The organism is Massilia sp. BGA-UO-ETr-WB1 (assembly GCF_059567845.1).
Genome location: NZ_JCAQOT010000023.1, coordinates 441109 through 463803 on the forward strand (window position 1 = coordinate 441109; position 22695 = coordinate 463803).

Sequence of the window (22695 nt, forward strand, 5' to 3'; positions counted from 1 at the left end):
CGAACCGGAGTGAGCGCTGAGACGGTGCCGGCGCCCGCCGGCACCTGTCGCCCAGGCCATACGGCCGCTACGGCGCATCTGCAGTAACTCCCCCTTGCCAGCACCCCGGGTTTAACGCGTCATGTCGATTGCGGTGTCGCTTGTCGTGCGTCCTTCGTTCTGCTTGCGCCTGCTGCAGGCGGGCTTCGCCGCGTGCGCGCTGGCCGTGGCCGCGCTGCTGGCCGGCGGCCACCCGCCCGTCCTCCCCGTTTGTTGTGCTGCGGCAAGCGCGCTGGCCTTGCTTTGCGCGCTGCGACGCGCCAAAACGCATCGGCTTGATATTTCCGGTATTGGACAAATCCGGCTGGCGGTATACCTGCTGTCAGCGGGTAGCACAACGCCAGCCTGTGTGGAATTGCAGGCCGGTTCGACCTGCTGGCCGTGGCTGCTGTTGCTGCGCCTGCGCCATGAGGGCGGCGCGGTGACGGCGCTGGCGGTGTTGCCCGACAGCGTGGCGCCCGGCCAGTTCAGGCCGCTGGCGCTGGCGTGCCGGGCCTGCGCGGCAAAAAAACTTTGAACTTATTGCGGCATGCTTGCTCTATAGCAGTATGGGCACGCACGCCGTAGGACACCGGGGAACAGGTGCAATGACAGAGCGCGAGTGCGATCAGTTGCTGGTCGAGCGAGTCCAGGCGGGCGAGCGGCAAGCGTTTGACTTGCTGGTGGCTAAGTATCAGCGTAGGCTGATGAGGCTGGTATCGCGCATCGTGCACGACCCGGCGGAGGCGGAAGATGTGGTCCAGGAAACGTTCATCAAGGCATACCGCGCCATCCGGCACTTCCGGGGCGACTCGGCCTTTTATACCTGGCTGTACCGCATCGGCATCAATACCGCCAAGAATTTCCTCGCCAGCCAGAGCCGCCGCACGCCGACCTCCACCGAGAACGACGCCGAGCAGGCTGAATCGTTTGACAGCGGCGAGCAGCTGCGCGACATCAACACGCCCGAATCGGTGCTGGCCAGCCAGCAGATTGCGCGCACCGTGAACGCCGCCATGGATGCGCTGCCGCTGGATTTGCGCACGGCCATCGTGCTGCGCGAGATCGAGGGGCTGAGTTACGAGGAAATCGCCGATATCATGGCTTGTCCGATCGGCACCGTGCGCAGCCGCATTTTCCGGGCGCGCGACGTGATCGCCGAGAAACTCAAGCCCCTGCTGGACATGCCGCTGGACAGACGCTGGTGATACGCTGCTTGAAACGGGAACGCCGATGGATACGCTGAAACGACTGCACGAACACATTTCCGCCATGGTGGACGGCGAGCTGTCCGATCATGAGGCCGGGCTGGCCATGGCAGCGCTGGCGGAGCCGGAAGGGCAGGCCGCATGGCGCGCCTACCAAGTGATCGGCGACGTGCTGCGCAGCGACGCCAGCGGCGCCGATCTGGGCGAGGGCTTCACCGCGCGCCTGGCGGCGCTGCTGGACGTTGAAGTGCCTCCCGCGCCGGGCCGGGCCGCGCCCACCGCCGCCTCGCCGCCTGTCTCCCCGCCTGCCTCCCCGCCGGCCGCTGCGCCTGCACCCGGCGCCGCTGCCGCCGGCCAGCCCGCCGCCGCTGCGCCCGCCCAGCCCGCAGCCGGGGACCACGCCCCCGACCTGGCCGCCCCGGTGCCCGACACGGCAGTCTAAGCACGCCTCCCTCTTGAAAAACCTTGCCACTCGCAATATCTTGTGCGAGCGGCAAGGGCCGTTTTCGCTTATATTAAACATTCGTTTACCGAACTTCACCGAACCTTGGCTGAACCCAACAAGAACCACCGGAACCCATGAAAAACAACTTCTCTGCTGGTAGTAAAACGCTGTCCGCGCTGATGCTGAGCGCGGGTGTTCTGTTCGCTCCCGCCGTGGCGGGCCTGGCGCCGCTGGCGCAGGCCGCCGCGCCCACGGTGGCCGGCTTGCCCGACTTTGCCGACATGGTGGACAAGGTCGGCCCGGCCGTGGTCAACATCCGCACCACCGAACGCCTCAAGCTGAACCAGAACCGCAACGGCCAGCCCGGCGAAGAGGAAATGCAGGAATTCCTGCGCCGCTTCTTCGGCGGCGCCATTCCGACCCCGCGCCAGCCCGGCCAGACCCCGCGCGGCCGCCGCGGCGCGCCGCAGCAGGACGAGGAAGTGCAGCGCGGCGTCGGCTCCGGCTTCATCACCTCGGCGGACGGCTACGTGCTGACCAACGCCCACGTGGTGCAGGGCGCGGACGAGGTCTACGTCACGCTGACCGACAAGCGCGAATTCAAGGCCAAGGTGCTGGGCGCGGACGCCCGCACCGACGTGGCCCTGCTGAAAATCGAAGGCAGCAAGCTGCCCTACCTGACCATCGGCGACTCCGGCAAGATCCGCGTGGGCGAGTGGGTGGTGGCCATCGGTTCGCCGTTCAACCTGGAAAACACCGTCACCGCCGGCATCATTTCCGCCAAATCGCGCGACACCGGCGAATACCTGGCCCTGATCCAGAGCGACGTGGCGGTCAACCCCGGCAACTCGGGCGGCCCGCTGATCAATATGCGCGGCGAGGTGATCGGCATCAATTCCCAGATCGCCACCCTGTCCGGCGGCTACAACGGCATTTCCTTCGCCGTGCCGATCGACGAAGCCATGCGCGTGGCGGACCAGCTGAAGAAATCCGGCAAGGTCACGCGCGGCCGCATCGGCGTGCAGATCGGCCAGCTGACCAAGGAAGTGGCCGAATCGCTGGGCCTGAAGGAAGCGCAGGGCGCCGAAGTGACGATGGTGGAGCCGGGCGGTCCGGCCGACAAGGGCGGCATCAAGGCCGGCGACATCATCCTGAAGTTCAACGGCACCCCGATCAACCGCTCGTCCGACCTGCCGCGCATGGTGGGCGGCGCGGCGCTGGGCAGCAAGGCCGTGGTCACCGTGTGGCGCAAGGGCCAGCAGGTGGACGTGCCGGTCACCGTGGTGGAACTGGAGGCCGACAAGACCGCCGCCAAGGCCAGCCCGGCCGAGAAGAAGAAAAAAGCCGATGAGCCGGCCAACGCGCTCGGCTTCAAAGTGGCCGACCTGACCGCCGCGCAGAAGAAGGAGCTGGCGGTGGAGGGCGGTGTGATGGTGGAGGCCGCCGAGGGCGCCGCCGCCAACGCCGGCCTGCGCGAAGGCGATGTGCTGCTGCAGCTGAACAATATCGAGATCAAGGACGCCAAGCAGTTCAACGCCGTGGTGGCCAAGCTCGATCCGAAGCGCGCCCACGTGGTGCTGGTGCGGCGCGGCGACGTGGCGCAGTTCATTTCCCTGCGTCCTGTCGCCAAGTAAGGCAGCCGTTCCACTTATCCGCCCCCGCCGCGCGCGGGGGCGTTCCCCATGCACTTTACCCTTTACTCCCGCTCCTACTGCCACCTGTGCCAGGACATGCTGGACGCGCTGAATGCGCTCCAGAGCCCGGAGCGCCCGTTCACCGTCGAGGTCATCGACGTCGATGCCGACGAGGCCCTGGTGGCCCGTTTCGACGAACTGGTGCCGGTCCTGTACGCCGATCTGGACCAGCCCGAACTGTGCCACTACTTCCTCGACGAAAGCGCCGTAAAACGGGCTTTGGCATAAAACCGGGCTTTCCCCTCTGAAATCCGGTAAAATGCGGGGTCGGAAAGCTCTTGTTTCCTTGCAGTGATAGTAACAAAAGCGCTCGCCAGGGCATCCATGCCCCGCCTGGAGCGCTTTTTTTCTCGCCACGTCCCACCACGTTTTTAGATTTGTTTAATGAACAACATACGCAATTTCTCCATCATCGCCCACATCGACCACGGTAAATCGACGCTGGCCGACCGCATCATTCAATTGTGCGGCGGCCTGTCCGAGCGCGAGATGGAGGCGCAAGTGCTCGATTCGATGGATCTGGAGCGCGAGCGCGGCATCACCATCAAGGCGCAAACCGCCGCCCTGCAATACAAGGCCCGCGACGGCGTGGTCTACAACCTGAACCTGATCGACACCCCCGGCCACGTGGACTTCTCCTATGAAGTGAGCCGTTCGCTGTCGGCCTGCGAAGGCGCGCTGCTGGTGGTGGACGCGTCGCAGGGCGTGGAAGCGCAGACCGTGGCCAACTGCTACACCGCGCTCGACCTGGGCGTGGAAGTGGTGCCGGTGCTGAACAAGATCGACCTGCCGAACGCCGACCCGCCCAGCGCCATCGCCGAGATCGAAGACGTGATCGGCATCGAGGCCGGCGACGCCGTGCACTGCTCGGCCAAGACCGGCATGGGCGTGGACGACGTGCTGGAAGCCATCATCGCCAAGGTGCCGCCGCCGAAGGGCGATCCGGACGCGCCGCTGCAGGCGCTGATCGTGGACTCCTGGTACGACGCCTACGTGGGCGTGGTGATGCTGGTGCGCGTGGTGAACGGCACCCTGAAACCGAAAGACAAGATCAAGCTGATGGCTACCGAGTCGCTGCAGCTGGTGGAAGACGTGGGCGTGTTCGCGCCGCGTTCGCTGTCCCTGCCGCAGCTGTCGGCCGGCCAGGTGGGCTTTATCATCGCCGGCATCAAGGAGCTGAAGGCCGCCAAGGTGGGCGACACCATCACCCTGGCCAACAAGCCGGCGCCGGCGCCGCTGCCGGGCTTCAAGGAAGTGCAGCCGCAAGTGTTCGCCGGCCTGTTCCCGGTGGAAGCCAACCAGTACGACGCCCTGCGCGACGCGCTGGAAAAACTGAAACTGAACGACGCCGCGCTGATGTACGAGCCGGAAGTGTCGCAGGCGCTGGGCTTCGGCTTCCGCTGCGGCTTCCTGGGCCTGCTGCACATGGAAATCGTGCAGGAGCGCCTGGAGCGCGAGTTCGACCAGGACCTGATCACCACCGCGCCGACCGTGGTGTACGAAGTGGTGATGCGCGACAACAGCATCGTCAAAGTGGACAATCCGTCGCGCATGCCGGAAACCACCAAGATCAACGAGATCCGCGAGCCTATCGTCACGGTCAACCTGTACATGCCGCAAGAGTACGTCGGCTCGGTGATCACGCTGTGCATCGGCAAGCGCGGCGTGCAGATGGACATGAGCTACCACGGCCGCCAGGTCAAGCTGGTGTACGAAATGCCGATGGGCGAAATCGTGCTGGACTTCTTCGACAAGCTGAAATCCACCTCGCGCGGCTACGCCTCCATGGACTACGAGTTCAAGGAATACCGCGCCTCGGACGTGGTGAAAGTGGACATGCTGATCAACGGCGAGAAGGTCGACGCGCTGGCCATCATCGTGCACAGGTCCAACAGCGCCTACCGCGGCCGCCAGGTGGCAGCCAAGATGCGCGAGCTGATCCCGCGCCAGATGTTCGACGTGGCCATCCAGGCCGCCATCGGCGTGAACGTGATTTCGCGCGAGAACGTGAAGGCGCTGCGCAAGAACGTGCTGGCCAAGTGCTACGGCGGCGACATCAGCCGCAAGAAGAAGCTGCTGGAGAAGCAGAAAGCCGGTAAAAAACGCATGAAGCAGGTGGGCTCGGTGGAAATTCCACAAGAAGCATTCCTGGCAATCTTACAAGTGGACGATAAATGAACCTGCAAGCTGTGCTGAGCAACTTTGCCTTGATCCTGTTCATCCTGATGGTGGTGACGGGCGTAATCTGGTTTCTGGATGTGTTTTACCTGGCCAAGCAGCGCCGCGCCGCGGCCGACCGCGCGCTGGCCGAGTACGACGAGCGCACCGCCAAGCTGACCGCCAACGGCATCCAGGTCGACAACGCGTCCAACCGCAGCGCGATCGAAGCTGCCCACCTGCGCCAGCCCACCTGGATCGAGTACTCCGGCAGCTTCTTCCCGGTGATCGCGCTGGTGTTCTTCCTGCGCTCCTTCCTGTACGAGCCGTTCAAGATCCCGTCCTCGTCCATGGTGCCGACCCTGCTGGTGGGCGACCTGATCCTGGTGAACAAGTTCACCTACGGCGTGCGCCTGCCCATCATCAACAAGAAAATCATCGAGCTGAACAATCCCCAGCGCGGCGACGTGATGGTGTTCAAGTATCCGCGCGACATGAGCCAGGACTACATCAAACGGGTGATCGGCGTGCCGGGTGATAAAATCACCTATGAAAACAAGAAGTTGACCGTGAACGGCAAGCCCATCGCGTACACCCCGCTGGACGACTACCTGAACGAGGACAGCCTGCAGTACTCCAAGCAGGCCAAGGAAAACCTGAGCGGCGTCGAACACCGCATCATCGCCACCGAAAGCGCGCCGTCGGTCAACGTGGCCCAGGTGATGGATTTCCCGAACAGCGAAGCGTGCAGCTACCGTTCCGAAGGCTTCACTTGCACCGTGCCTGCCGGCAACTACTTCATGATGGGCGACAACCGCGACAACAGCCTGGACAGCCGCTACTGGGGCTTCGTGCCGGACAAGAACATCGTCGGCAAAGCCTTCTTCGTGTGGATGAACCTGAGCAACCCGCTGAAGCGCATCGGCAGCATTCAATAACTCGAACAATACGAAGGGGCAGACATGCAAGGATTGCAGAAACAACGCGGGATTTCCCTGATCGGCCTGATGTTCACGATCGCCGTGCTGGCCGCCATCGGCCTGCTGGCCATGCAGATCGTCCCCACGTATTCGGAATACCGCGCCATCTCGGCCGCCATCGTCAAAGCCAAGGGCGCCGGCAGCACGCCGCAGGAAATCCAGGCTTCGTTCAGCAAGAGCGCCGAAGTGGGCTACATCAGCTCCATCACCGCGCGCGACCTGGTCATCACCCGCGAAGACGGCGGCCTGGAAGTGAGCTTTGCTTACGACAAGAAAATCCCCCTGGTCGGACCGGCCAGCCTGTTGCTGGAATATGCCGGCACCACGTCGAAATCGGGCAGCGCGCCAGCGAAACCCGACGCCGACGGCAAATAAGCTAGAGAGTCTATGAATTTACAGTTATTGCAAACACGGTTAGGTTACACGTTCCAGGATGCTGGCCTGTTGCAGCAAGCCTTGACGCATCGTAGCCACAGCAGTTTGCATAACGAACGCCTGGAATTCCTGGGCGACTCCATCCTGAACTGCGTGGTCGCCTCCATCCTGTACGAACGCTACAGCGGCATCGACGAAGGCGACCTGTCGCGCCTGCGCGCCAACCTGGTCAAGCAGCAGTCGCTGTACGAGATCGCGCAGAAGCTGGAACTGTCGAACTTCCTGCGCCTGGGCGAGGGCGAACTGAAGTCGGGCGGCTTCCGCCGTCCCTCCATCCTGGCCGACACGCTGGAAGCGCTGCTGGGCGCCATTTTCCTGGACACCAGCTTCGACGCCGCCGCCAAGGTGATCCGCGCGTTCTACATCCCGATCCTGGACTCGGTGGACCCGCAGACCCTGGGCAAGGACGCCAAGACCTTGCTGCAGGAATTCCTGCAAGCCAAGAAGATCTCGCTGCCGCTGTACAATGTGGTGGCCACCCACGGCGCCGCGCACAGCCAGGAATTCGAAATCGAATGCCTGGTGCCCAAGCTGGGCATCCAGGTTTACGGCCGTGGCGGCAGCCGCCGCGCCGGCGAACAGGCGGCGGCCAAGCTGGCGCTGGAAGTGGCCGAACAGGCGCTGCAAAAGACGCCGGCCGCGACCCGCAAGCCGCGCCAGCGCGCCGCGCAGCTGAAACTCGCAGGCATCGCCACCATCCAGGGCGATGCAGGGCAGGAGCAGAATCACGAGCAGAACGCCCCCAAGGGCAAAGCCGCTGGCGACGGCAAGCTCGCCAAACACTGAACAAGGTAACACCATGAACACCCCCAGCACCACCACTGCCGCCGGCTTCCGCTGCGGTTACATCGCCATCGTAGGCCGTCCGAACGTGGGCAAGTCCACGCTGATGAACATGCTCATCGGCGCGAAAGTGAGCATCACGTCGCGCAAGGCGCAAACCACGCGCCACCGCATCACCGGCATCCAGACGCTGGACGACGCGCAGTTCATCTACATCGACACGCCGGGTTTCCAGACGCGCCACTCGAACGCGCTGAACAAGACGCTGAACAAGACCGTCACCAACACGCTCGATTCGTCGGACGTGATCCTGTACGTGATCGAAGCGAACAACTTCGGCCCGGCCGACCAGCAAGTGCTGGACCTGCTGCCGAAAACCGTGCCGGTGATCCTGGTGATCAACAAGGCCGACCGCGCCAAGGACAAGGCCGTGCTGCTGCCGTTCGCGCAGCAGGTGGCCGCCAAGCACGACTTCGCGGCCGTGGTGCCGGTGTCGGCCAAGCTGCGCTTCCAGCTGGACGGCCTGCAGAACGAGATCAAGCGCCTGCTGCCGGAGAACGACCCGATCTTCGGGCCGGACGACATCACCGACCGCAGCGAGAAATTCCTGGCCTCGGAAATCGTGCGCGAAAAGCTGTTCCGCTTTGTCGGCGACGAACTGCCTTACACCAGCACCGTGCTGATCGAGAAATTCGAGCAGGAGGGCAATCTGCGCCGCATCTTCGCCGCCATCCTGGTCGAGCGCGACACGCACAAGTCCATGATCATCGGCAACAAGGGCGCGCGCCTGAAAGAGGTATCCTCGCAAGCCCGCCTGGACATGGAAAAGCTGTTCGGCGGCCCGGTGTACCTGGAAATCTGGGTCAAGGTGAAATCCGGCTGGGCCGACAACGAAGCAGGCCTGCGCGCTTACGGCTACGAGTAAGCGCACAGGACCGCCCACTGCAATGTCCGATGCCGTCACTGCCGAGCCGGTAAAACGTCCGCGCGCACCGTCGCGCGAGCGCACCACCGGCACGCGCGTGGCGGGGCAGCCGGCCTTCGTGCTGCACTCCTATCCCTACAAAGAAACCAGCCTCATCGTCGACATGCTGACGCGCGACTACGGCCGCGTGGCCCTGATCGCGAAAGGCGCCAAGCGCCCGCACTCGCAGCTGCGCGGCGTGCTGCAAACCTTCCAGCCCCTGTCCGCCGGCTTCGTCGGCAAGAACGAACTGCGCACCCTGACCGACGCCGAGTGGGTGGGCGGCATGCTGCCGCTCGAGAAAACCGCGCTGCTGTGCGGCTTCTACCTCAACGAGCTGCTGGTGAAGCTGCTCGCGCGCGACGACGCCCATCCCGCCTTGTTCGACCATTACGTGGCCACTTTGAACCAGCTGGCGCATAATGAACCCGCGCCCATCTGCTTGCGGAAATTCGAACGGGCCTTACTTAAGGAAACGGGCGTGGCCGCCGATTTGACGCGCTGCACCGCCACCCGCGCGCGCGTGCTGCCGGACGTGCTCTACGTGGTGGACCCGGAGCGCGGCCCGCGCCCCGAACTGGCCGGCGACGCCGCGCCGCGCGTCTCGGGCAAGACGCTGCTGGACATGGAACGCGAAGATTACCAAGACGCCGCCACGCAGGCGCAAAGCAAACAACTGATGCGCTTTTTGCTGGCGCACCACCTGGGAGGCGCGCCGCTGAACACGCGCCAGATACTGATCGACTTGATGCAACTATAACTATGAGCTTCCTGTACCCGTCCGGCCCGGTCATCGACTTGGGCGTCAACATCGACCACGTCGCCACCCTGCGCAACGCGCGCGGCACCGCCTACCCGGACCCGATCCGCGCAGCGCTGCTGGCCGAGCAGGCCGGCGCCGACTGCATCACGCTGCACCTGCGCGAAGACCGCCGCCACATCAAGGACGCCGACGTGATCGCGCTGGCGCCGCAACTGGTCACCCGCATGAACCTGGAAGCCGCCGTCACCAGGGAGATGCTGGACTTCGCTTGCCTGATCAAGCCGGCCGACGTCTGCCTGGTGCCTGAAAAGCGCACCGAAGTCACCACCGAAGGCGGCCTCGACGTGGCGGGCCACTTCAGCGACGTGCAAGCGGCCATCAAGCAGCTGCAAGCCGAAGGCATCCGCGTGTCGCTGTTCATCGACGCCGACGAACAGCAGATCGCCGCCGCCGCCGAAGCCGGCGCGCCCGTCATCGAACTGCACACCGGCCGCTATGCGGACACCGAAGGCGCCGAGCAGGTCGCCGAACTGGAACGCATCAAGGCCGGCACGCTGTTCGGCGTGCAGCGCGGCCTGAAGGTCAACGCCGGCCACGGCCTGCACTACACCAACGTGCAGGCGATTGCCGCCATCCCGGACATCGCGGAACTGAACATCGGCCACGCCATCGTGGCGCACGCCGTCTTCGTCGGCTGGGAAAACGCGGTGCGCGAGATGAAGGCCATCATGACGGCCACCCGCGTGGCCGCATTGTCGAAATGATCTTCGGCATCGGCACCGACATCTGCCAGATCGGCCGCGTGGCCGACGCGCTCGCGCGCAGCGAACGCTTTGCCGACAAGGTGCTGGGGCCGGAAGAACTGGAGATCTACCGCGCGCGCAAAGCCGTCAGCCCGGTGCGCGCACACCGCTTTGTCGCGACGCGCTTCGCCGCCAAGGAAGCCTTCGGCAAAGCCATCGGCACCGGCGTCGCAACGCCCATGACCCTGCACAATGCCCAGCTGCTGAATCAAGCGAACGGCAAGCCGGTCATGGTCTGCACCGGCACGCTGGCCGAATTCATGCAGCAGAACCGCCTGTCGTCCCATGTGACGGTGAGCGACGAAGCGGATTACGCCGTCGCCTTCGTCGTAGTGGAGCAGGCGCCAGAACAGAAGTAGGGCAATGACCGACGCAAATACCGACGCAATGGCGCCCGCCGCGCCAGATCCGCGCGAACAGGTGCTGGCCACCGTCGCCAAGCTGCCCGGCCTGCCGGGCGTGTACCGCTATTTCGACGCCAACGACAACGTGCTCTACGTGGGCAAGGCGCGCGACCTGAAAAAGCGCGTGTCGAGCTACTTCCAGAAGAACCTGGCCAGCCCGCGCATCGCCATGATGGTCGAGCGCATCGCGCGCCTGGAAACCACCGTCACGCACAGCGAAGCCGAGGCGCTGATCCTTGAGAACAATCTCATCAAGGCCCTGCAGCCGCGCTTCAACATCCTGTTCCGCGACGACAAAAGCTACCCCTATCTGAAGATCACCGGCGACGCCGTGCCGCGCATGGTCTACTACCGGGGTTCGGTGGACAAGAAAAACCAGTACTTCGGGCCGTTCCCCAGCGCCTGGGCGGTGAAGGAGTCCATGCAGATCCTGCAGAAGGTGTTCCACCTGCGCACCTGCGAGGACAGCGTCTACGCCAACCGCACGCGGCCCTGCCTGCTGAACCAGATCGGCCGCTGCAGCGCGCCCTGCGTGGACCTGATCACGCCCGAAGACTACAAGGTGGACGTGGACAACGCCGCGCGCTTCCTGCGCGGCCGCACCAGCGAAGTGATGGAAGACCTGGAGAAGAAGATGCACGGCTACGCGGCCGAGCTGAAGTTCGAGCAGGCCGCCGGCGTGCGCAACCAGATCCAGTCGCTCAGCAAGGTGCTGCACCAGCAAAGCATGGAAACCACCGGCGACGCCGACGTCGACATCATCGCCGTGATCGTGCAGGGCGGGCGCGCCTGCGTCAACCTGGCCATGGTGCGCGGCGGCCGCCACCTGGGCGACCGCGCCTACTTCCCGTCCCACCTGGGGGACGCGGTGGCCGTGGCCGAATCGGCGCCGGAAGTGGAAGTGCTGAGCGCCTTCCTGGTGCAGCACTACACCGAAAAATTCATCCCCGGCACGCTGATCCTCAACATCGAATACGACCAGCCGGAGCTGATGATCGCGCTGCAGGAGCAGTGCGGCCACCGCATCAACCTGATCTTCCAGCCGCAGGGCCAGCGCAGGCAATGGCTGGAACTGGCGCAGAAGGGCGCCGGGATCTCGCTGGCGCGGCTGCTGTCCGAGCAGGGTTCGCAGCAGGCGCGCACGCGCGCGCTGGCCGAGGCGCTCACGCTGGAAGCGGAAGACCTGGACACGCTGCGCGTGGAATGCTTCGACATCTCGCACACGCAGGGCGAAGCCACGCAGGCTTCCTGCGTGGTGTTCCACCACCACCAGATGCAGAACGGCGAATACCGCCGCTACAACATCAACGACATCACCCCCGGCGACGATTACGCCGCCATGCGCCAGGTGCTGATGCGCCGCTACGAGAAGGTGGCCAACGGCGACGGCGTGATGCCGGACGTGGTGCTGATCGACGGCGGCAAGGGCCAGGTGGAAATGGCGCGCCAGGTGTTCTCCGAGCTGGGGCTGGACATCGGCCTGATCGTCGGCGTGGCCAAAGGGGAGGGCCGCCGCGTCGGCCTGGAAACGCTGGTGTTCGTGGACGGCCGCGCGCCGCAGGAGCTGGGCAAGGAATCGGCCGCGCTGATGCTGGTGGCGCAGATCCGCGACGAGGCGCACCGCTTCGCCATCACCGGCATGCGCGCCAAGCGCGCCAAGACGCGCCAGACCTCGCGCCTGGAAGAGATCGAAGGCATCGGCGTGAAGCGGCGCCAGAAGCTGCTGGCGCGCTTCGGCGGGCTGCGCGGCGTGGTCAACGCCAGCGTGGAGGATTTGATGTCGGTAGACGGCATTTCCAGCGCCCTGGCCGAAGAAATCTACAAACAGCTGCACTAAGGGCATGCGTTCGCTGGTGCTAAGCCCGGCGGCAAGGTAGACTAGCGGCGCATTCATAATAATTAACTCGCCACAGAGCCGCTGTCACTTATGCCTTTCAATATCCCGATTTTGCTGACCTGGTTGCGCGTCGCGCTGATTCCCCTCGTGGTGGGCGTGTACTACCTGCCGCCGGCCTGGCTGCCGGTGAGCGACCGCAATCTGGGCGCCACGCTGGTGTTCATCGTGGCCGCCATCACCGACTGGTTCGACGGCTTCCTGGCCCGCCGCTGGAACCAGACCTCGGCCTTCGGCGCCTTCCTCGACCCGGTGGCCGACAAGCTGATGGTGGCCGGCGCCCTGCTGGTGCTGGTGCAGCTGGACCGCTGCAACGCCATCATCGCCTTCATCATCATCGGCCGCGAGATCACCATCTCCGCGCTGCGCGAGTGGATGGCGCAGATCGGCGCCTCCAAGTCGGTGGCGGTGAACTCCATCGGCAAGATCAAGACCGCCGCCCAGATGACCGCCATTCCGCTGCTGCTGTTCCACGACATCCTGTTCGGCGCCATCGACACCCATTTCTGGGGCGAGAAGCTGCTGTGGGTGGCCGCCGTGCTCACCGTGTGGTCGATGTTCTACTACCTGCAGAAGGCCTGGCCGCTGATCAAGGAAAAGAGCGGGATGCTGGAAACGAAATAAATCATTTGGTTTTGCAATTTTTCACTCTTGACAGCCCGCTCCCATGCTCTATAATGCTGGCCTGTTGTTGATAACAACGCGCAGCAAAAAGCGAAGCGGGAGTAGCTCAGTTGGTAGAGCGCAACCTTGCCAAGGTTGAGGTCGAGAGTTCGAGACTCTTCTCCCGCTCCAGTCTTGTGTGGCACGAGATTGGCGCGTTAAGGACAGCAAAAAATGTAAGACTCCATGCGGGAGTAGCTCAGTTGGTAGAGCGCAACCTTGCCAAGGTTGAGGTCGAGAGTTCGAGACTCTTCTCCCGCTCCAAGTTTTGCAAATGGTATCAAAACTCCAATGCGGGAGTAGCTCAGTTGGTAGAGCGCAACCTTGCCAAGGTTGAGGTCGAGAGTTCGAGACTCTTCTCCCGCTCCACGGTTTTGTCAGTAACACACTCCAATGCGGGAGTAGCTCAGTTGGTAGAGCGCAACCTTGCCAAGGTTGAGGTCGAGAGTTCGAGACTCTTCTCCCGCTCCAGAATTCGAATGGCAGAGATTAACCGGCTGCCGTTTCAGACAAGTCTTCCTCGGCGAGGTAGCAAAGCGGTTATGCAGCGGCCTGCAAAGCCGTCTAGGTCGGTTCGACTCCGATCCTCGCCTCCAGTATCATGAAGAAATCGCCGCTAGCCGGCGATTTTTCATTTCCGGATCGATATTGCAACATAGCGAAAAAGACCATGGGCCACAACATCAAATCCATCAAAGAAGCCTGCGCCCTCGCGCTGCGCGTCTGGCGCCAAGCCCGCTCAGCATCCTCGCTTTCGGCTTCGCCATCACCTACGTCGGCACGCGCGCCGTGCTGCACGCCAAACGCATCCTCCACTGGCCGTTCATCTGAACCCGGCAAGTTTGCCGCCGGCGACCATGCCGGGCTGTTGCCGCCGCCCGCCGTTATAGAAACGGCCAAAGGCGCGAACAAAAGCCGCCACTTTACCTGCTCGTAATTTCTCGCTTTTCATGCTGCGCCGGGCGCCGCCATGGTGAGCGATGTTGAATTTTGTTCGTTGCATTGAGCGTTATCGCAATTGCCGCGAAGCGCGGGCCCTTGCAACATAGCGCCTACAACACATAAAAACATCAAAACAAACCATGGCGGGCCGGGCGCGGCGGCCGGTTGCAAGTATCGCCCCGTCGAGAGGCGCGGCGCCAGGACTGTTCGAAACCTATCCAAATGCAAGAGTTCTATAAAAAGGCGCTGCTGGCGCTGATGTTCCTCTTGGTCGTGGACGCGCTGCTGGCGGGCTTTTTTGTCTACCGGAGTTTTCCGACGAAGGCGCTGCTGCCGGCGCATGAGGATGGGGCCCGCTGGCACTACGCAACGTATTCCGATGTGGCGACGGGCGGAGCGTCCGCAGTGCGCCTGCACGACACGTCGCGCGACCGGCTGCGCTTCGACTTCAACCTGAAGGACGCGGCCCGGTATCCTTTCGTCTCCACCCAGCTGTTCATGGATGACGGCAAAGGAGGGCAGGCCCATGAGGATTGGTCGAAGTTCCATACTATTACCTTTGTCGCCAAATGTGCACCGGCCACCTCCATGGTGTTCGAGCTGGCCACCTTTGATGAAAAAATCTCCAGGCCGGGCAAACTCGAGACTTACCGTCCGCCCGGTACGTATTTTTCGTGCAATGAACAGGGGATGCCGGTTACGCTCGACCTGGCCCGGCTGGTTATCCCCGAATGGTGGTTGCTGTCGATGAAACAGGATTTGTCGCATCAGGGTTATAAACTGGACAGAGTTGCGAGAATCTTGTTTGGCACCAGCAGTGCCACGCCACACAATGTCGACGCATATCTCGAAATCAGCGAGCTGACATTGCGTGGCCGGGATGACCGCTATATTGCCGCGATGCTGGCTATTGTCCTGGGTGGCTGGGGGGCATTCGGTGTCTGGTTTTTCCTGGCCCATTCCCGCGCGCTGACGGCAAGCGTGGATTCAAAAATGAAAATGGATCTGCCATTGCTGGCTTATCGCCAGTTGACCCTGGAACCGTACAAGGATATGGAAAAGGCGTCGGTCCTGCGGTATATCGCGACCAATTATACCGATCCCAAACTGGACCTGGACACCGTGGTGGCCGGGACCGGCGCGAACCGCTACAAAATCAATGAAGTGCTGAAATCCGAACTTGGCATGACATTCACCAGTTACGTGAATAAATTGCGGCTGACAGAAGCGTCCAGGCTGCTTGTTGAGAAAAGCAGCGCCGCCGTGTCGGAAATCGCGTATTCGGTTGGCTACGCGAATGTTCCTTATTTTAATAGGCTGTTCAAGGAAGAATACGGCTGCACGCCGAAGTCATTCCGGACCCTTGCGGCTCAGCAGGGCCAGCAGGCGTTGCTTGTCGAAGTCCCCGAAGCCGCGCCAGCCTTGCACTGCGGCTAAAAATTCTTGCAATTTCCTCGTTTTGCAAGGAATTCGCGTGCCTGCGATATCGCTGCGCAGGGCGGGCAGCCTATGCTTCGCCATGCGGGGCCTTAGGGTTGCCTTGGCGCGTACGCGCACTGGCCGGTTATTGCCCGCAACTCAAATAAATAAGTAAATAAGAGTTAATGGAGACGATTGTGGCATTGAAAGAAATGTGCGCATTGGTGTGCGCCGCATTGTTGATGGCGCCTGCAGTCCACGCGGAAAATGATAAATTGGCGCCGGATTCACAGACCCCGGTTTTCGCTGCCATTTTCGGCGATCACGCTGTCCTGCAGCGCGACCAGCCGATCGCCATCTGGGGCAAAGCGGCGGCCGACAGCGTTGTTACCGTCAAGCTCAATGGCGAAACGGTGCAGGCCACGGCCGATGGCGGCGGCAAGTGGCGCGCCCGTTTGCCGGCCATGGCGGCCGGCGGCCCCTACGCGCTGAGCGTCAGCGCGAACGGCGGCGCAAGCACATTGAACGACATCGTGATCGGGGACGTCTTCCTGTGCGGCGGGCAGTCGAACATGGAACTGGCGATGGCCCAAGCGACGAACGCGCCGATGGACGTCGCGTTCTCCGCCAGCCCGCACATCCGGTTCGTCAATATCCCGCGCGACAGTGCGGTGGTCCGTCTTGACGATTTCAAGACGGTCCCGCAATGGCAGGTCGCGGGACCGCAGACCACCGGCCAGGCGTCCGCCGTCTGCTACCACATGGCCCGCGCGCTGCAGCGCCAGTACAACGTCCCGGTTGGCTTCGTCAACGCCAGCTGGGGCGGCAGCACGATCCAGAGCTGGATCAGCGGCGCGTCCATGCGCAAAATGGCCGGATACGGCCAGGCGCTCGACGTGGTGGACAAGTATGCGGCCGACGCGGCGGCGGGCATGCGCGCGGAGGAGGTACGGCAGCAAGCCTGGTGGGAGACGGTCGATCCGCACGCCCGCGCGCAACGCGCCTGGGCCACCAGGGAGTTCGACGACACCGCCTGGCCCGGCATGGAGCCGGCTGGACGCTGGAGCGAGTCCGGAATCGGCGCCATCAGCAACCATCGCGGGGTCGCGTGGTTCCGCACTACGGTCGAGCTGACCGCGCAGCAGGCCGCCGCTGTGACCCACCTGTTGCTGGGCCAGGTGGCCGCCTCCGACACCACCTGGGTCAACGGCGTGCGGGTCGGCGCCAACACCAACTGGTGGACCGGACGCGAATACGCCGTGCCCAAGGGCGTGCTCACGCCGGGGAAAAACGTCGTCGCGGTGCGGGTGCTGGGCGACGACCAAGGTGGCGGACTGGTCAGCCCTGCCGGCCAGCGCGCGCTGCGCACCGCCGATGGCGCAAGGATCGCCTTGCCGTCCCGCTGGAAGTACCAGGTCGGCTCCCCATTGAGCGCAACGCAGCCGGCCACGCCCTGGGAGCCGCCAACCAGCCTGAGCACACTGTACAACGGCATGATCGCACCGCTGCAAGGGTACACATTCAAACTGGCGGCGTGGTATCAGGGCGAGGCCAACGCCGGCGCCGCCCAGGAGTACCGCACTTTGCTGCCGCTGCTGTTCGACGACTGGCGTCGGACCTTTTCCCAGCCGGACTTGCCGTTCCTTGTCGCACAGCTGACCTCGTTCGGGGCGGTGTCGACCAAACCGGGCCGGTCGGCGTGGGCTGAGTTGCGCCATGCCCAGTCGATAGCGGTCCGGAACGATCCGCATGCGGGACTGGCGGTGACCCTCGACTTCGGCGACCGCTCCGATATCCATCCAGGTCAAAAAGCGATTGTCGGCCAGCGCCTGGCCCGCGCCGCCCGTGCAGTGGCATACGGCGAGAAGGTCACGCCGGGCGGACCGGAAGCCGTGTCGGCAAGCCGTAGCGGAGAGGATGTTGTGATCCGCTTTACCAATACCAACGGCGGGCTGCGAACGTACTCATCGGATACGGCGATCGGATTCGAAGTATGCGAACAGGATGTGTGCAGGTACGCGCGCGCGGCAGCCGAGGGCGATACGGTCAGGCTGCAGGGCGCCGCAACCGTTCGCGCAAGCAAAGTGCGCTACGGCTGGTCCGACGCGCCGTTTATCAACCTGTTCAGCGCGGACGATATGCCGGCCAACGGCTTCGAACTGGATTTGAACTGATGCCGGTAGATTCCGGCGTGCCGTGGCGATGGCAATTGCGGGCAACCGCCACGGTGCGCCGGCCTTTCCTCTTTTTTGAAATAACTATTTAATGACGATGAAAAAACTGAGTGTGCTGTTGGGATTGACCTTGGCCAGTGGCGCCGCGTTCGCGCTCAAGAGTCCGGACCGGCAGCTGGATGTGTCGGTACGCGTCAATCCGGACCAGACCCTGTCATACAGTATCAAGCGCAATGGCCAGCCGGTGTTGCTGCCGTCGCCGCTGGGCCTGAAGCTGGCCGGCGCGGACTTCTCGCATGGCCTCAAGCTGGCGGGCACGTCGCCGGTGAGGCCGATCTCCGAGCGTTACACGATGGCGGTGGGCAAGCGCCGCATCATCCAGTACCGCGCCAACGAGCAGGTGTACTCGCTGGTCAATGCGGCCGGCTACAAGATGGAGGTGGCGTTCCGCGTGTCCGACGATGGCGTGGCCTTCCGCTATGTCGTTGCCGAACCCCGGCTTCCCGCCAAGCGCTTTGTCGGCGAGACGACGGGTTTCGCATTCGATCCGAAGACGCGCGCCTTCCTGCAGCCGATGGCGGCGGCCAAGACCGGCTGGGGTAAAACCAACCCATCCTATGAAGAGCATTACCAGGTCGACATGCCGGTCGGCCAGCCCGCGCCCTTGAAAGCCGGCTGGGTCTTCCCGGCGCTGTTCAGGAGCGGCGAGACCTGGGTGGCGCTGACGGAAGCCAATATGGACGGCAGCTTCCATGCCTCGCGGCTGGCCACCGATTCCCCCGGTGGCGTGTACCGGATCGATGGGCCGACGCCTCCGGAGGTCTTCACCAACGGCGGGCTGCTGGCGGAAACCACGGGCACCCTGGCCACGCCGTGGCGCGTCATCGCCGTGGGGGCGCTCAACACCGTGATGGACTCCACCCTCGGCACCGACCTGGCGGCGCCGGCTGTCCAGTTCGACACGAACCTGATCCAGCCCGGCCACGCGTCCTGGAGCTGGCCGCTGCTCAAGGACGAGGCCACCGTGTTCGACGTGCAGAAGAAGTTCGTCGACTACGCGGTGGACATGAAATGGGACTACACCCTGGTGGACGCCGAGTGGGATCGGCAAATCGGCTACGACAAAATGGCCGATCTGGCCCGCTATGCCGCTGCCAAGGGTGTGGGCGTGCTGGTCTGGTACAACTCGGCCGGCGCGTGGAACGACGCGCCGCAGACGCCGCGCAACCAGCTGTTGACGCGCGATGCGCGCGTGAAGGAATTCGCGCGCCTGCGGAAGATGGGCATCAAGGGCGTGAAGATCGACTTCTTTGGCGGCGACGGCGCGTCCATGATCCGGTACTACGTCGACATCCTGAAGGACGCGGCCGCTGCCGGCCTGCTGGTGAACTTCCATGGCGCGACGCTGCCGCGCGGACTGGAGCGAACCTACCCCAACCTGATGACGGCCGAGGCGATCCGCGGTTTCGAGTTCACGACCTTTGATCAAAGGGACCACGACGCCGTCCCGCCCCACGCGGTGAACGCGGCCATGATCCGCAACCTGTTCGACCCGATGGACTTCACCCCGGTGGTGTTCGGCGACATGGGCCAGATCAAGCGCACCACGCGCAACGGCTTCGAGCTGGCCCAGTCGGTGCTGTTCCTGTCGGGCATCCAGCATTTCGCGGAGATCCCGGAAGGCATGGCGACCGTGCCGGAATATGTCCGAAGCTTCCTGCGCGATTTGCCGCGCCGCTGGGACGACAGCCGCTTCCTCGCGGGCTATCCGGGCTCGCATGCCGTGGTTGCCCGCAAGGCCGGCAGCAGCTGGTATGTGGCGGGCATCAACGCCGAGCAGGGCGAGCGCACGGTCGAGCTGGACCTGTCCTTTATCGGCAAGCGCAAGGGCGCCATGATCACCGACGGCGCCGGCCAGCGCGAATTCAGCCAGGCCGAACTCCAGTCCGGCAAGGCCAGTGTGACGCTGAAACCGCGCGGCGGCTTTGTCGCGGTCTTTCGCTGAGGTGGAATCATGAGACTTCCAAGCAAGGCCATCCTGGCCACTTCGCTCGCGCTCGCCGCCGTTTGCGCCAACGCGGCGGGACCGGCCCCCAGTGGACTGGACAAGAACGGCCACCTGCTGGCGGCGCCCATCGCCAGCCGCGCCGGCTTTGGCTACGTGCGTCTGCGGCATGGCGTGCAGTTCCGCGTCGGCGCCGTCACCAAGAACGTAATCTTCTATGGTCCGGCCACGGTCCGCGTCAACGCCAACCTGGGCGAAAACCATTGGACCAGTCCCAGCCTGGTGGTGGTGGACCAGCCCGGCACGGTGCCTTTCGAGCTGGAGGAAAGCGCCGGCGCGCTGATCATCAAGAGCGCCAGGCTGCGCATCGCCATCGACCGCAAGACGGGCGCGCTGAGCTTCATGGACGGCGCCGGCCGCCTTTACACGCGCGAGTCCGGGCAGCCCCAATCGATCAAGCCGGTCGATATCTCGGGCGCCCCTTCCTATGAGGTGGAGAACCGCTTCACACTCAAGCCCGATGAAGCGATCTTCGGCTTTGGCTACAGCGACAGCGACGCCGTCAACCGCCGCAACCAGGACCTGCTGCTGGTGCAGACCAACCTGGGCATCGTCATCCCGGTGATGATGTCGTCCGAGCGCTACGGCATCCTGTGGGATACCTATTCCAAGATGCGCTTCCAGGACGGTCCGGAGGGCGCCAGGCTGTGGGCCGAAAGCGCCCCCGGCGGCGTCGATTACTATTTCATGGGCGGCCGCTCGCTGGACGACGTGGTGGGCGAATACCGGCGCCTGACGGGCGAAGCGCCGATGTACCCCAGGCAGGCGTTCGGCCTGTTCATGAGCAAGGAGCGTTATCCGACCCAGGCCCGCATCCTCGAAGTGGCCGAGACGTTCCGCAAGGAGCGCTTCCCGCTCGACTATATCGTGCAGGACTGGCAGTACTGGGGCGGCGACAAGGACGGCACCTGGAGCGGCATGGTCTGGGATCCCGTGCGTTTCCCCGACCCGCGCGGCATGGCCGACAGCCTGCACCGGCGCAACCTGAAGTTGATGGTCTCGATCTGGCCCTCCATCGGCAACGACACGTCGCTGGCCAGGGAGCTGGACCTGCATGGGCTGCGCTTCGAACCGCTGCACTGGATTTCGCAGAAGGCCCGCATCTACGACGCATACAGCGCCAAGGGGCGGGAGATCTATTTCAAACACGCCAAGTCCGGATTGTTCGACCAGGGCGCGGACGCGCTGTGGATGGACGGCACAGAAGTGGAAGTCGGCTCCGCCGCCTGGGACGCGGCCAAAAATGAAGCCGACATCAAATCGCTGGGCAGGAACGCGCTGGGCGATTTCTCCCGCTACCTGAACCCCTACACGCTGCTGACCACGCAGGGCACGTACGAGGGCCAGCGCGCCACCAGCGACAAGCGCGTCTTCACGCTGACCCGCTCCGCCTGGGCCGGCGCCCAGCGCACCGCGGCGGCCTCATGGTCGGGCGACATTTTCGCCAGCTGGGACACCCTGCGCAAGCAGGTCAGCGGCGGCGTCAACGTCACCATCACCGGCAACCCCTACTGGACCCAGGACACCGGCGGCTTCTTCGTCCAGCGCGACTTCCCCGGCGGCGAGAAGAACCCCGCTTACCGCGAACTGTTCGCCCGCTGGTTCCAGTACGCTGCCTTCAACCCCATCATGCGCGTGCACGGCACCGACGTCGAGCGCGAGCCCTACATCTTCAAGACACTCGACCCCGAGGTCTACAAGTCCCTGCTCGACGCAGTGCACCTGCGCTACCGCCTGCTGCCCTACATCTACGGGCTGAGTGCGAAAGTCACCAGCGAGCACTACACGCTGATGCGCGCGCTGCCGATGGACTTCGCGGGCGACAAGACGACCTTCGGCATCAACGACGCTTTCATGTTCGGGCCTTCGCTGCTGGTGCATCCAGTCACCCGGCCGATGTTCCGCATCCAGCCGCCGCCGCCGGCCACCATCCCGGGCGACTATCTGCGCACGCCGGACGGCCAGCCCGGCCTGGCGGGGCAGTACTTCGAAGGGCGCAACTTCGGAACGCCCAAGGGGCAGGTGATCGACAAGGTCATCGACCATGTCTGGCCAGCGCCGCCGCTGGCCACCCTGCCGGCCGGTCTGGAGAAACTGGACGACTTTTCCGTGCGCTGGAACGGCACGCTGGACGCCCCGGAGGACGGCGAGTATGAGATCGGGGTGGAAGGCGACGACGGCTACCGTCTCCACCTCGACGGCGCGGTCGTGATCCAGGACTGGGAAAACGGCGGCAGGCGGCTGGCCACCACGCGCCAGACGCTGCGCAAGGGACAGCGCGTCAAGCTGACGCTCGAGTACTACCAGGCCACTTCGGACCGCAGTGTGCGGCTGGCCTGGCGCACGCCGAGCGCCATCCGCGCGCTGGCCGCAACCAGGCCGGAAGTGGACATGAGCATGCGCACCTACCTGCCGAAGGGCGCTGCCTGGTTCGACTTCTGGACCAATCGGCGCCACGAGGGCGGCCGGACGGTGGCGCGCGACACGCCGCTGGACGTGGTGCCGCTGTACGTGCGCGCCGGCGCCATCCTGCCGCTGGGACCGGTGATGCAATACGCGACGGAGCAGCCGGACGCGCCCTACGAGATCCGCATCTATCCGGGCGCCGACGGCAGCTTCACGCTATACGAGGACGACAACGAGACCTATGCCTATGAAAAGGGCCAGTCCGCCCGTACCAAGCTCAGCTGGAACGACAAGGCCGGCACGCTCACGATCGGCGCGCGCAAAGGCGGCTTTCCCGGCATGGCGAAGGGGCGCACGCTGAACCTGGTGCTGGTCGATGAAGCCAATGGCAAGGGCATCGGCGCCGCCCAGGCCAGCAGGACGGTGCGGTATGAGGGCAAACCCATGGTCGTGGCGTTCGACCGGTAATCATCTATTC

Annotated in this window: 20 protein-coding genes and 5 tRNA genes; all 25 read left to right on the forward strand. The window is 64.1% G+C overall.

The genetic code is table 11. The annotated features are described in order from the left end of the window. Positions 1-121: 121 nt before the first annotated feature. Positions 122-556, forward strand: coding sequence for a protein YgfX (locus AC56DV_RS10565; RefSeq protein ID WP_496314234.1), 435 nt, complete (start codon positions 122-124; stop codon positions 554-556). 70 nt (positions 557-626) lie between these two features. Next, entirely contained in the window at positions 627-1226 is a 600-nt protein-coding gene (rpoE, locus tag AC56DV_RS10570; RefSeq protein ID WP_496314235.1) for an RNA polymerase sigma factor RpoE, read from the forward strand. Positions 1227-1251: 25 nt separating this feature from the next. Continuing rightward, complete coding sequence (locus AC56DV_RS10575) at positions 1252-1668, forward strand: sigma-E factor negative regulatory protein (RefSeq protein WP_496314236.1); 417 nt, start codon at positions 1252-1254, stop codon at positions 1666-1668. A gap of 137 nt (positions 1669-1805) precedes the next feature. Further along, positions 1806-3305 (forward strand): DegQ family serine endoprotease, encoded by a 1500-nt coding sequence (locus tag AC56DV_RS10580; RefSeq protein WP_496314237.1) that lies wholly within the window; start codon positions 1806-1808, stop codon positions 3303-3305. A gap of 48 nt (positions 3306-3353) precedes the next feature. Then, entirely contained in the window at positions 3354-3593 is a 240-nt protein-coding gene (locus AC56DV_RS10585; protein WP_496314238.1) for a glutaredoxin family protein, read from the forward strand. A gap of 156 nt (positions 3594-3749) precedes the next feature. Then, positions 3750-5543, forward strand: coding sequence for a translation elongation factor 4 (gene lepA / locus AC56DV_RS10590; protein WP_496314239.1), 1794 nt, complete (start codon positions 3750-3752; stop codon positions 5541-5543). Next, positions 5540-6460 carry a signal peptidase I gene (gene lepB, locus AC56DV_RS10595; RefSeq protein WP_496314240.1) on the forward strand — a complete coding sequence of 307 codons (921 nt, stop codon included), beginning with the start codon at positions 5540-5542 and terminating at the stop codon, positions 6458-6460. Before lepA ends, lepB begins: the two co-directional genes overlap by 4 nt. 24 nt (positions 6461-6484) lie before the next feature. Beyond that, on the forward strand, positions 6485-6877 hold the full coding sequence (locus tag AC56DV_RS10600; RefSeq protein WP_496314241.1) for a DUF4845 domain-containing protein: 393 nt from the start codon (positions 6485-6487) through the stop codon (positions 6875-6877). 12 nt (positions 6878-6889) lie between these two features. Beyond that, positions 6890-7723 carry a ribonuclease III gene (rnc, locus tag AC56DV_RS10605; protein ID WP_056396638.1) on the forward strand — a complete coding sequence of 278 codons (834 nt, stop codon included), beginning with the start codon at positions 6890-6892 and terminating at the stop codon, positions 7721-7723. Positions 7724-7736: 13 nt separating this feature from the next. Then, positions 7737-8645 (forward strand): GTPase Era, encoded by a 909-nt coding sequence (gene era, locus AC56DV_RS10610; protein ID WP_056396634.1) that lies wholly within the window; start codon positions 7737-7739, stop codon positions 8643-8645. A gap of 22 nt (positions 8646-8667) precedes the next feature. Continuing rightward, entirely contained in the window at positions 8668-9444 is a 777-nt protein-coding gene (gene recO, locus AC56DV_RS10615) for a DNA repair protein RecO (protein WP_496314242.1), read from the forward strand. A gap of 2 nt (positions 9445-9446) precedes the next feature. After that, positions 9447-10211, forward strand: a complete 765-nt coding sequence (gene pdxJ, locus AC56DV_RS10620; protein WP_496314243.1) for a pyridoxine 5'-phosphate synthase — start codon at positions 9447-9449, stop codon at positions 10209-10211. After that, the gene (acpS, locus tag AC56DV_RS10625) at positions 10208-10609 is read left to right on the forward strand and encodes a holo-ACP synthase (RefSeq protein WP_496314244.1); all 402 of its coding nucleotides are present in this window, start codon (positions 10208-10210) and stop codon (positions 10607-10609) included. Before pdxJ ends, acpS begins: the two co-directional genes overlap by 4 nt. 28 nt (positions 10610-10637) lie before the next feature. Beyond that, complete coding sequence (gene uvrC, locus AC56DV_RS10630; RefSeq protein WP_496314717.1) at positions 10638-12491, forward strand: excinuclease ABC subunit UvrC; 1854 nt, start codon at positions 10638-10640, stop codon at positions 12489-12491. Positions 12492-12581: 90 nt separating this feature from the next. Continuing rightward, positions 12582-13172 carry a CDP-diacylglycerol--glycerol-3-phosphate 3-phosphatidyltransferase gene (pgsA, locus tag AC56DV_RS10635; protein WP_496314245.1) on the forward strand — a complete coding sequence of 197 codons (591 nt, stop codon included), beginning with the start codon at positions 12582-12584 and terminating at the stop codon, positions 13170-13172. A gap of 95 nt (positions 13173-13267) precedes the next feature. Further along, positions 13268-13343 (forward strand) — tRNA-Gly (locus tag AC56DV_RS10640). Between the two features lie 56 nt (positions 13344-13399). Beyond that, positions 13400-13475, forward strand: a tRNA-Gly gene (locus AC56DV_RS10645). Between the two features lie 29 nt (positions 13476-13504). Continuing rightward, positions 13505-13580: transfer RNA gene (locus AC56DV_RS10650), tRNA-Gly, on the forward strand. 26 nt (positions 13581-13606) lie between these two features. Beyond that, positions 13607-13682: transfer RNA gene (locus AC56DV_RS10655), tRNA-Gly, on the forward strand. Between the two features lie 51 nt (positions 13683-13733). Further along, positions 13734-13807, forward strand: a tRNA-Cys gene (locus AC56DV_RS10660). A gap of 5 nt (positions 13808-13812) precedes the next feature. After that, positions 13813-14148 carry a hypothetical protein gene (locus AC56DV_RS10665; protein ID WP_496314246.1) on the forward strand — a complete coding sequence of 112 codons (336 nt, stop codon included), beginning with the start codon at positions 13813-13815 and terminating at the stop codon, positions 14146-14148. 227 nt (positions 14149-14375) lie between these two features. Beyond that, the gene (locus AC56DV_RS10670) at positions 14376-15590 is read left to right on the forward strand and encodes a helix-turn-helix transcriptional regulator (RefSeq protein ID WP_496314247.1); all 1215 of its coding nucleotides are present in this window, start codon (positions 14376-14378) and stop codon (positions 15588-15590) included. 179 nt (positions 15591-15769) lie between these two features. Further along, positions 15770-17746 (forward strand): sialate O-acetylesterase, encoded by a 1977-nt coding sequence (locus AC56DV_RS10675; protein WP_496314248.1) that lies wholly within the window; start codon positions 15770-15772, stop codon positions 17744-17746. A 97-nt stretch (positions 17747-17843) separates the two neighbouring features. Then, complete coding sequence (locus tag AC56DV_RS10680; protein WP_496314249.1) at positions 17844-19751, forward strand: glycoside hydrolase family 97 protein; 1908 nt, start codon at positions 17844-17846, stop codon at positions 19749-19751. 9 nt (positions 19752-19760) lie between these two features. Beyond that, positions 19761-22685, forward strand: a complete 2925-nt coding sequence (locus tag AC56DV_RS10685) for a glycoside hydrolase family 31 protein (RefSeq protein WP_496314250.1) — start codon at positions 19761-19763, stop codon at positions 22683-22685. The last annotated feature ends 10 nt before the right edge of the window (positions 22686-22695 follow it).

Coding starts and splice junctions, on each gene's coding strand:
- AC56DV_RS10585 (WP_496314238.1), top strand. CDS start 3,354: ATGCACTTTACCCTTTACTCCCGCTCCTACTGCCACCTGTGCCAGGAC.
- pgsA (WP_496314245.1), top strand. CDS start 12,582: ATGCCTTTCAATATCCCGATTTTGCTGACCTGGTTGCGCGTCGCGCTG.
- AC56DV_RS10680 (WP_496314249.1), top strand. CDS start 17,844: ATGAAAAAACTGAGTGTGCTGTTGGGATTGACCTTGGCCAGTGGCGCC.
- era (WP_056396634.1), top strand. CDS start 7,737: ATGAACACCCCCAGCACCACCACTGCCGCCGGCTTCCGCTGCGGTTAC.
- AC56DV_RS10685 (WP_496314250.1), top strand. CDS start 19,761: ATGAGACTTCCAAGCAAGGCCATCCTGGCCACTTCGCTCGCGCTCGCC.
- acpS (WP_496314244.1), top strand. CDS start 10,208: ATGATCTTCGGCATCGGCACCGACATCTGCCAGATCGGCCGCGTGGCC.
- rpoE (WP_496314235.1), top strand. CDS start 627: ATGACAGAGCGCGAGTGCGATCAGTTGCTGGTCGAGCGAGTCCAGGCG.
- lepA (WP_496314239.1), top strand. CDS start 3,750: ATGAACAACATACGCAATTTCTCCATCATCGCCCACATCGACCACGGT.
- recO (WP_496314242.1), top strand. CDS start 8,668: ATGTCCGATGCCGTCACTGCCGAGCCGGTAAAACGTCCGCGCGCACCG.
- AC56DV_RS10575 (WP_496314236.1), top strand. CDS start 1,252: ATGGATACGCTGAAACGACTGCACGAACACATTTCCGCCATGGTGGAC.
- lepB (WP_496314240.1), top strand. CDS start 5,540: ATGAACCTGCAAGCTGTGCTGAGCAACTTTGCCTTGATCCTGTTCATC.
- uvrC (WP_496314717.1), top strand. CDS start 10,638: ATGGCGCCCGCCGCGCCAGATCCGCGCGAACAGGTGCTGGCCACCGTC.
- AC56DV_RS10670 (WP_496314247.1), top strand. CDS start 14,376: ATGCAAGAGTTCTATAAAAAGGCGCTGCTGGCGCTGATGTTCCTCTTG.
- AC56DV_RS10580 (WP_496314237.1), top strand. CDS start 1,806: ATGAAAAACAACTTCTCTGCTGGTAGTAAAACGCTGTCCGCGCTGATG.
- AC56DV_RS10565 (WP_496314234.1), top strand. CDS start 122: ATGTCGATTGCGGTGTCGCTTGTCGTGCGTCCTTCGTTCTGCTTGCGC.
- AC56DV_RS10665 (WP_496314246.1), top strand. CDS start 13,813: ATGAAGAAATCGCCGCTAGCCGGCGATTTTTCATTTCCGGATCGATAT.
- AC56DV_RS10600 (WP_496314241.1), top strand. CDS start 6,485: ATGCAAGGATTGCAGAAACAACGCGGGATTTCCCTGATCGGCCTGATG.
- rnc (WP_056396638.1), top strand. CDS start 6,890: ATGAATTTACAGTTATTGCAAACACGGTTAGGTTACACGTTCCAGGAT.
- pdxJ (WP_496314243.1), top strand. CDS start 9,447: ATGAGCTTCCTGTACCCGTCCGGCCCGGTCATCGACTTGGGCGTCAAC.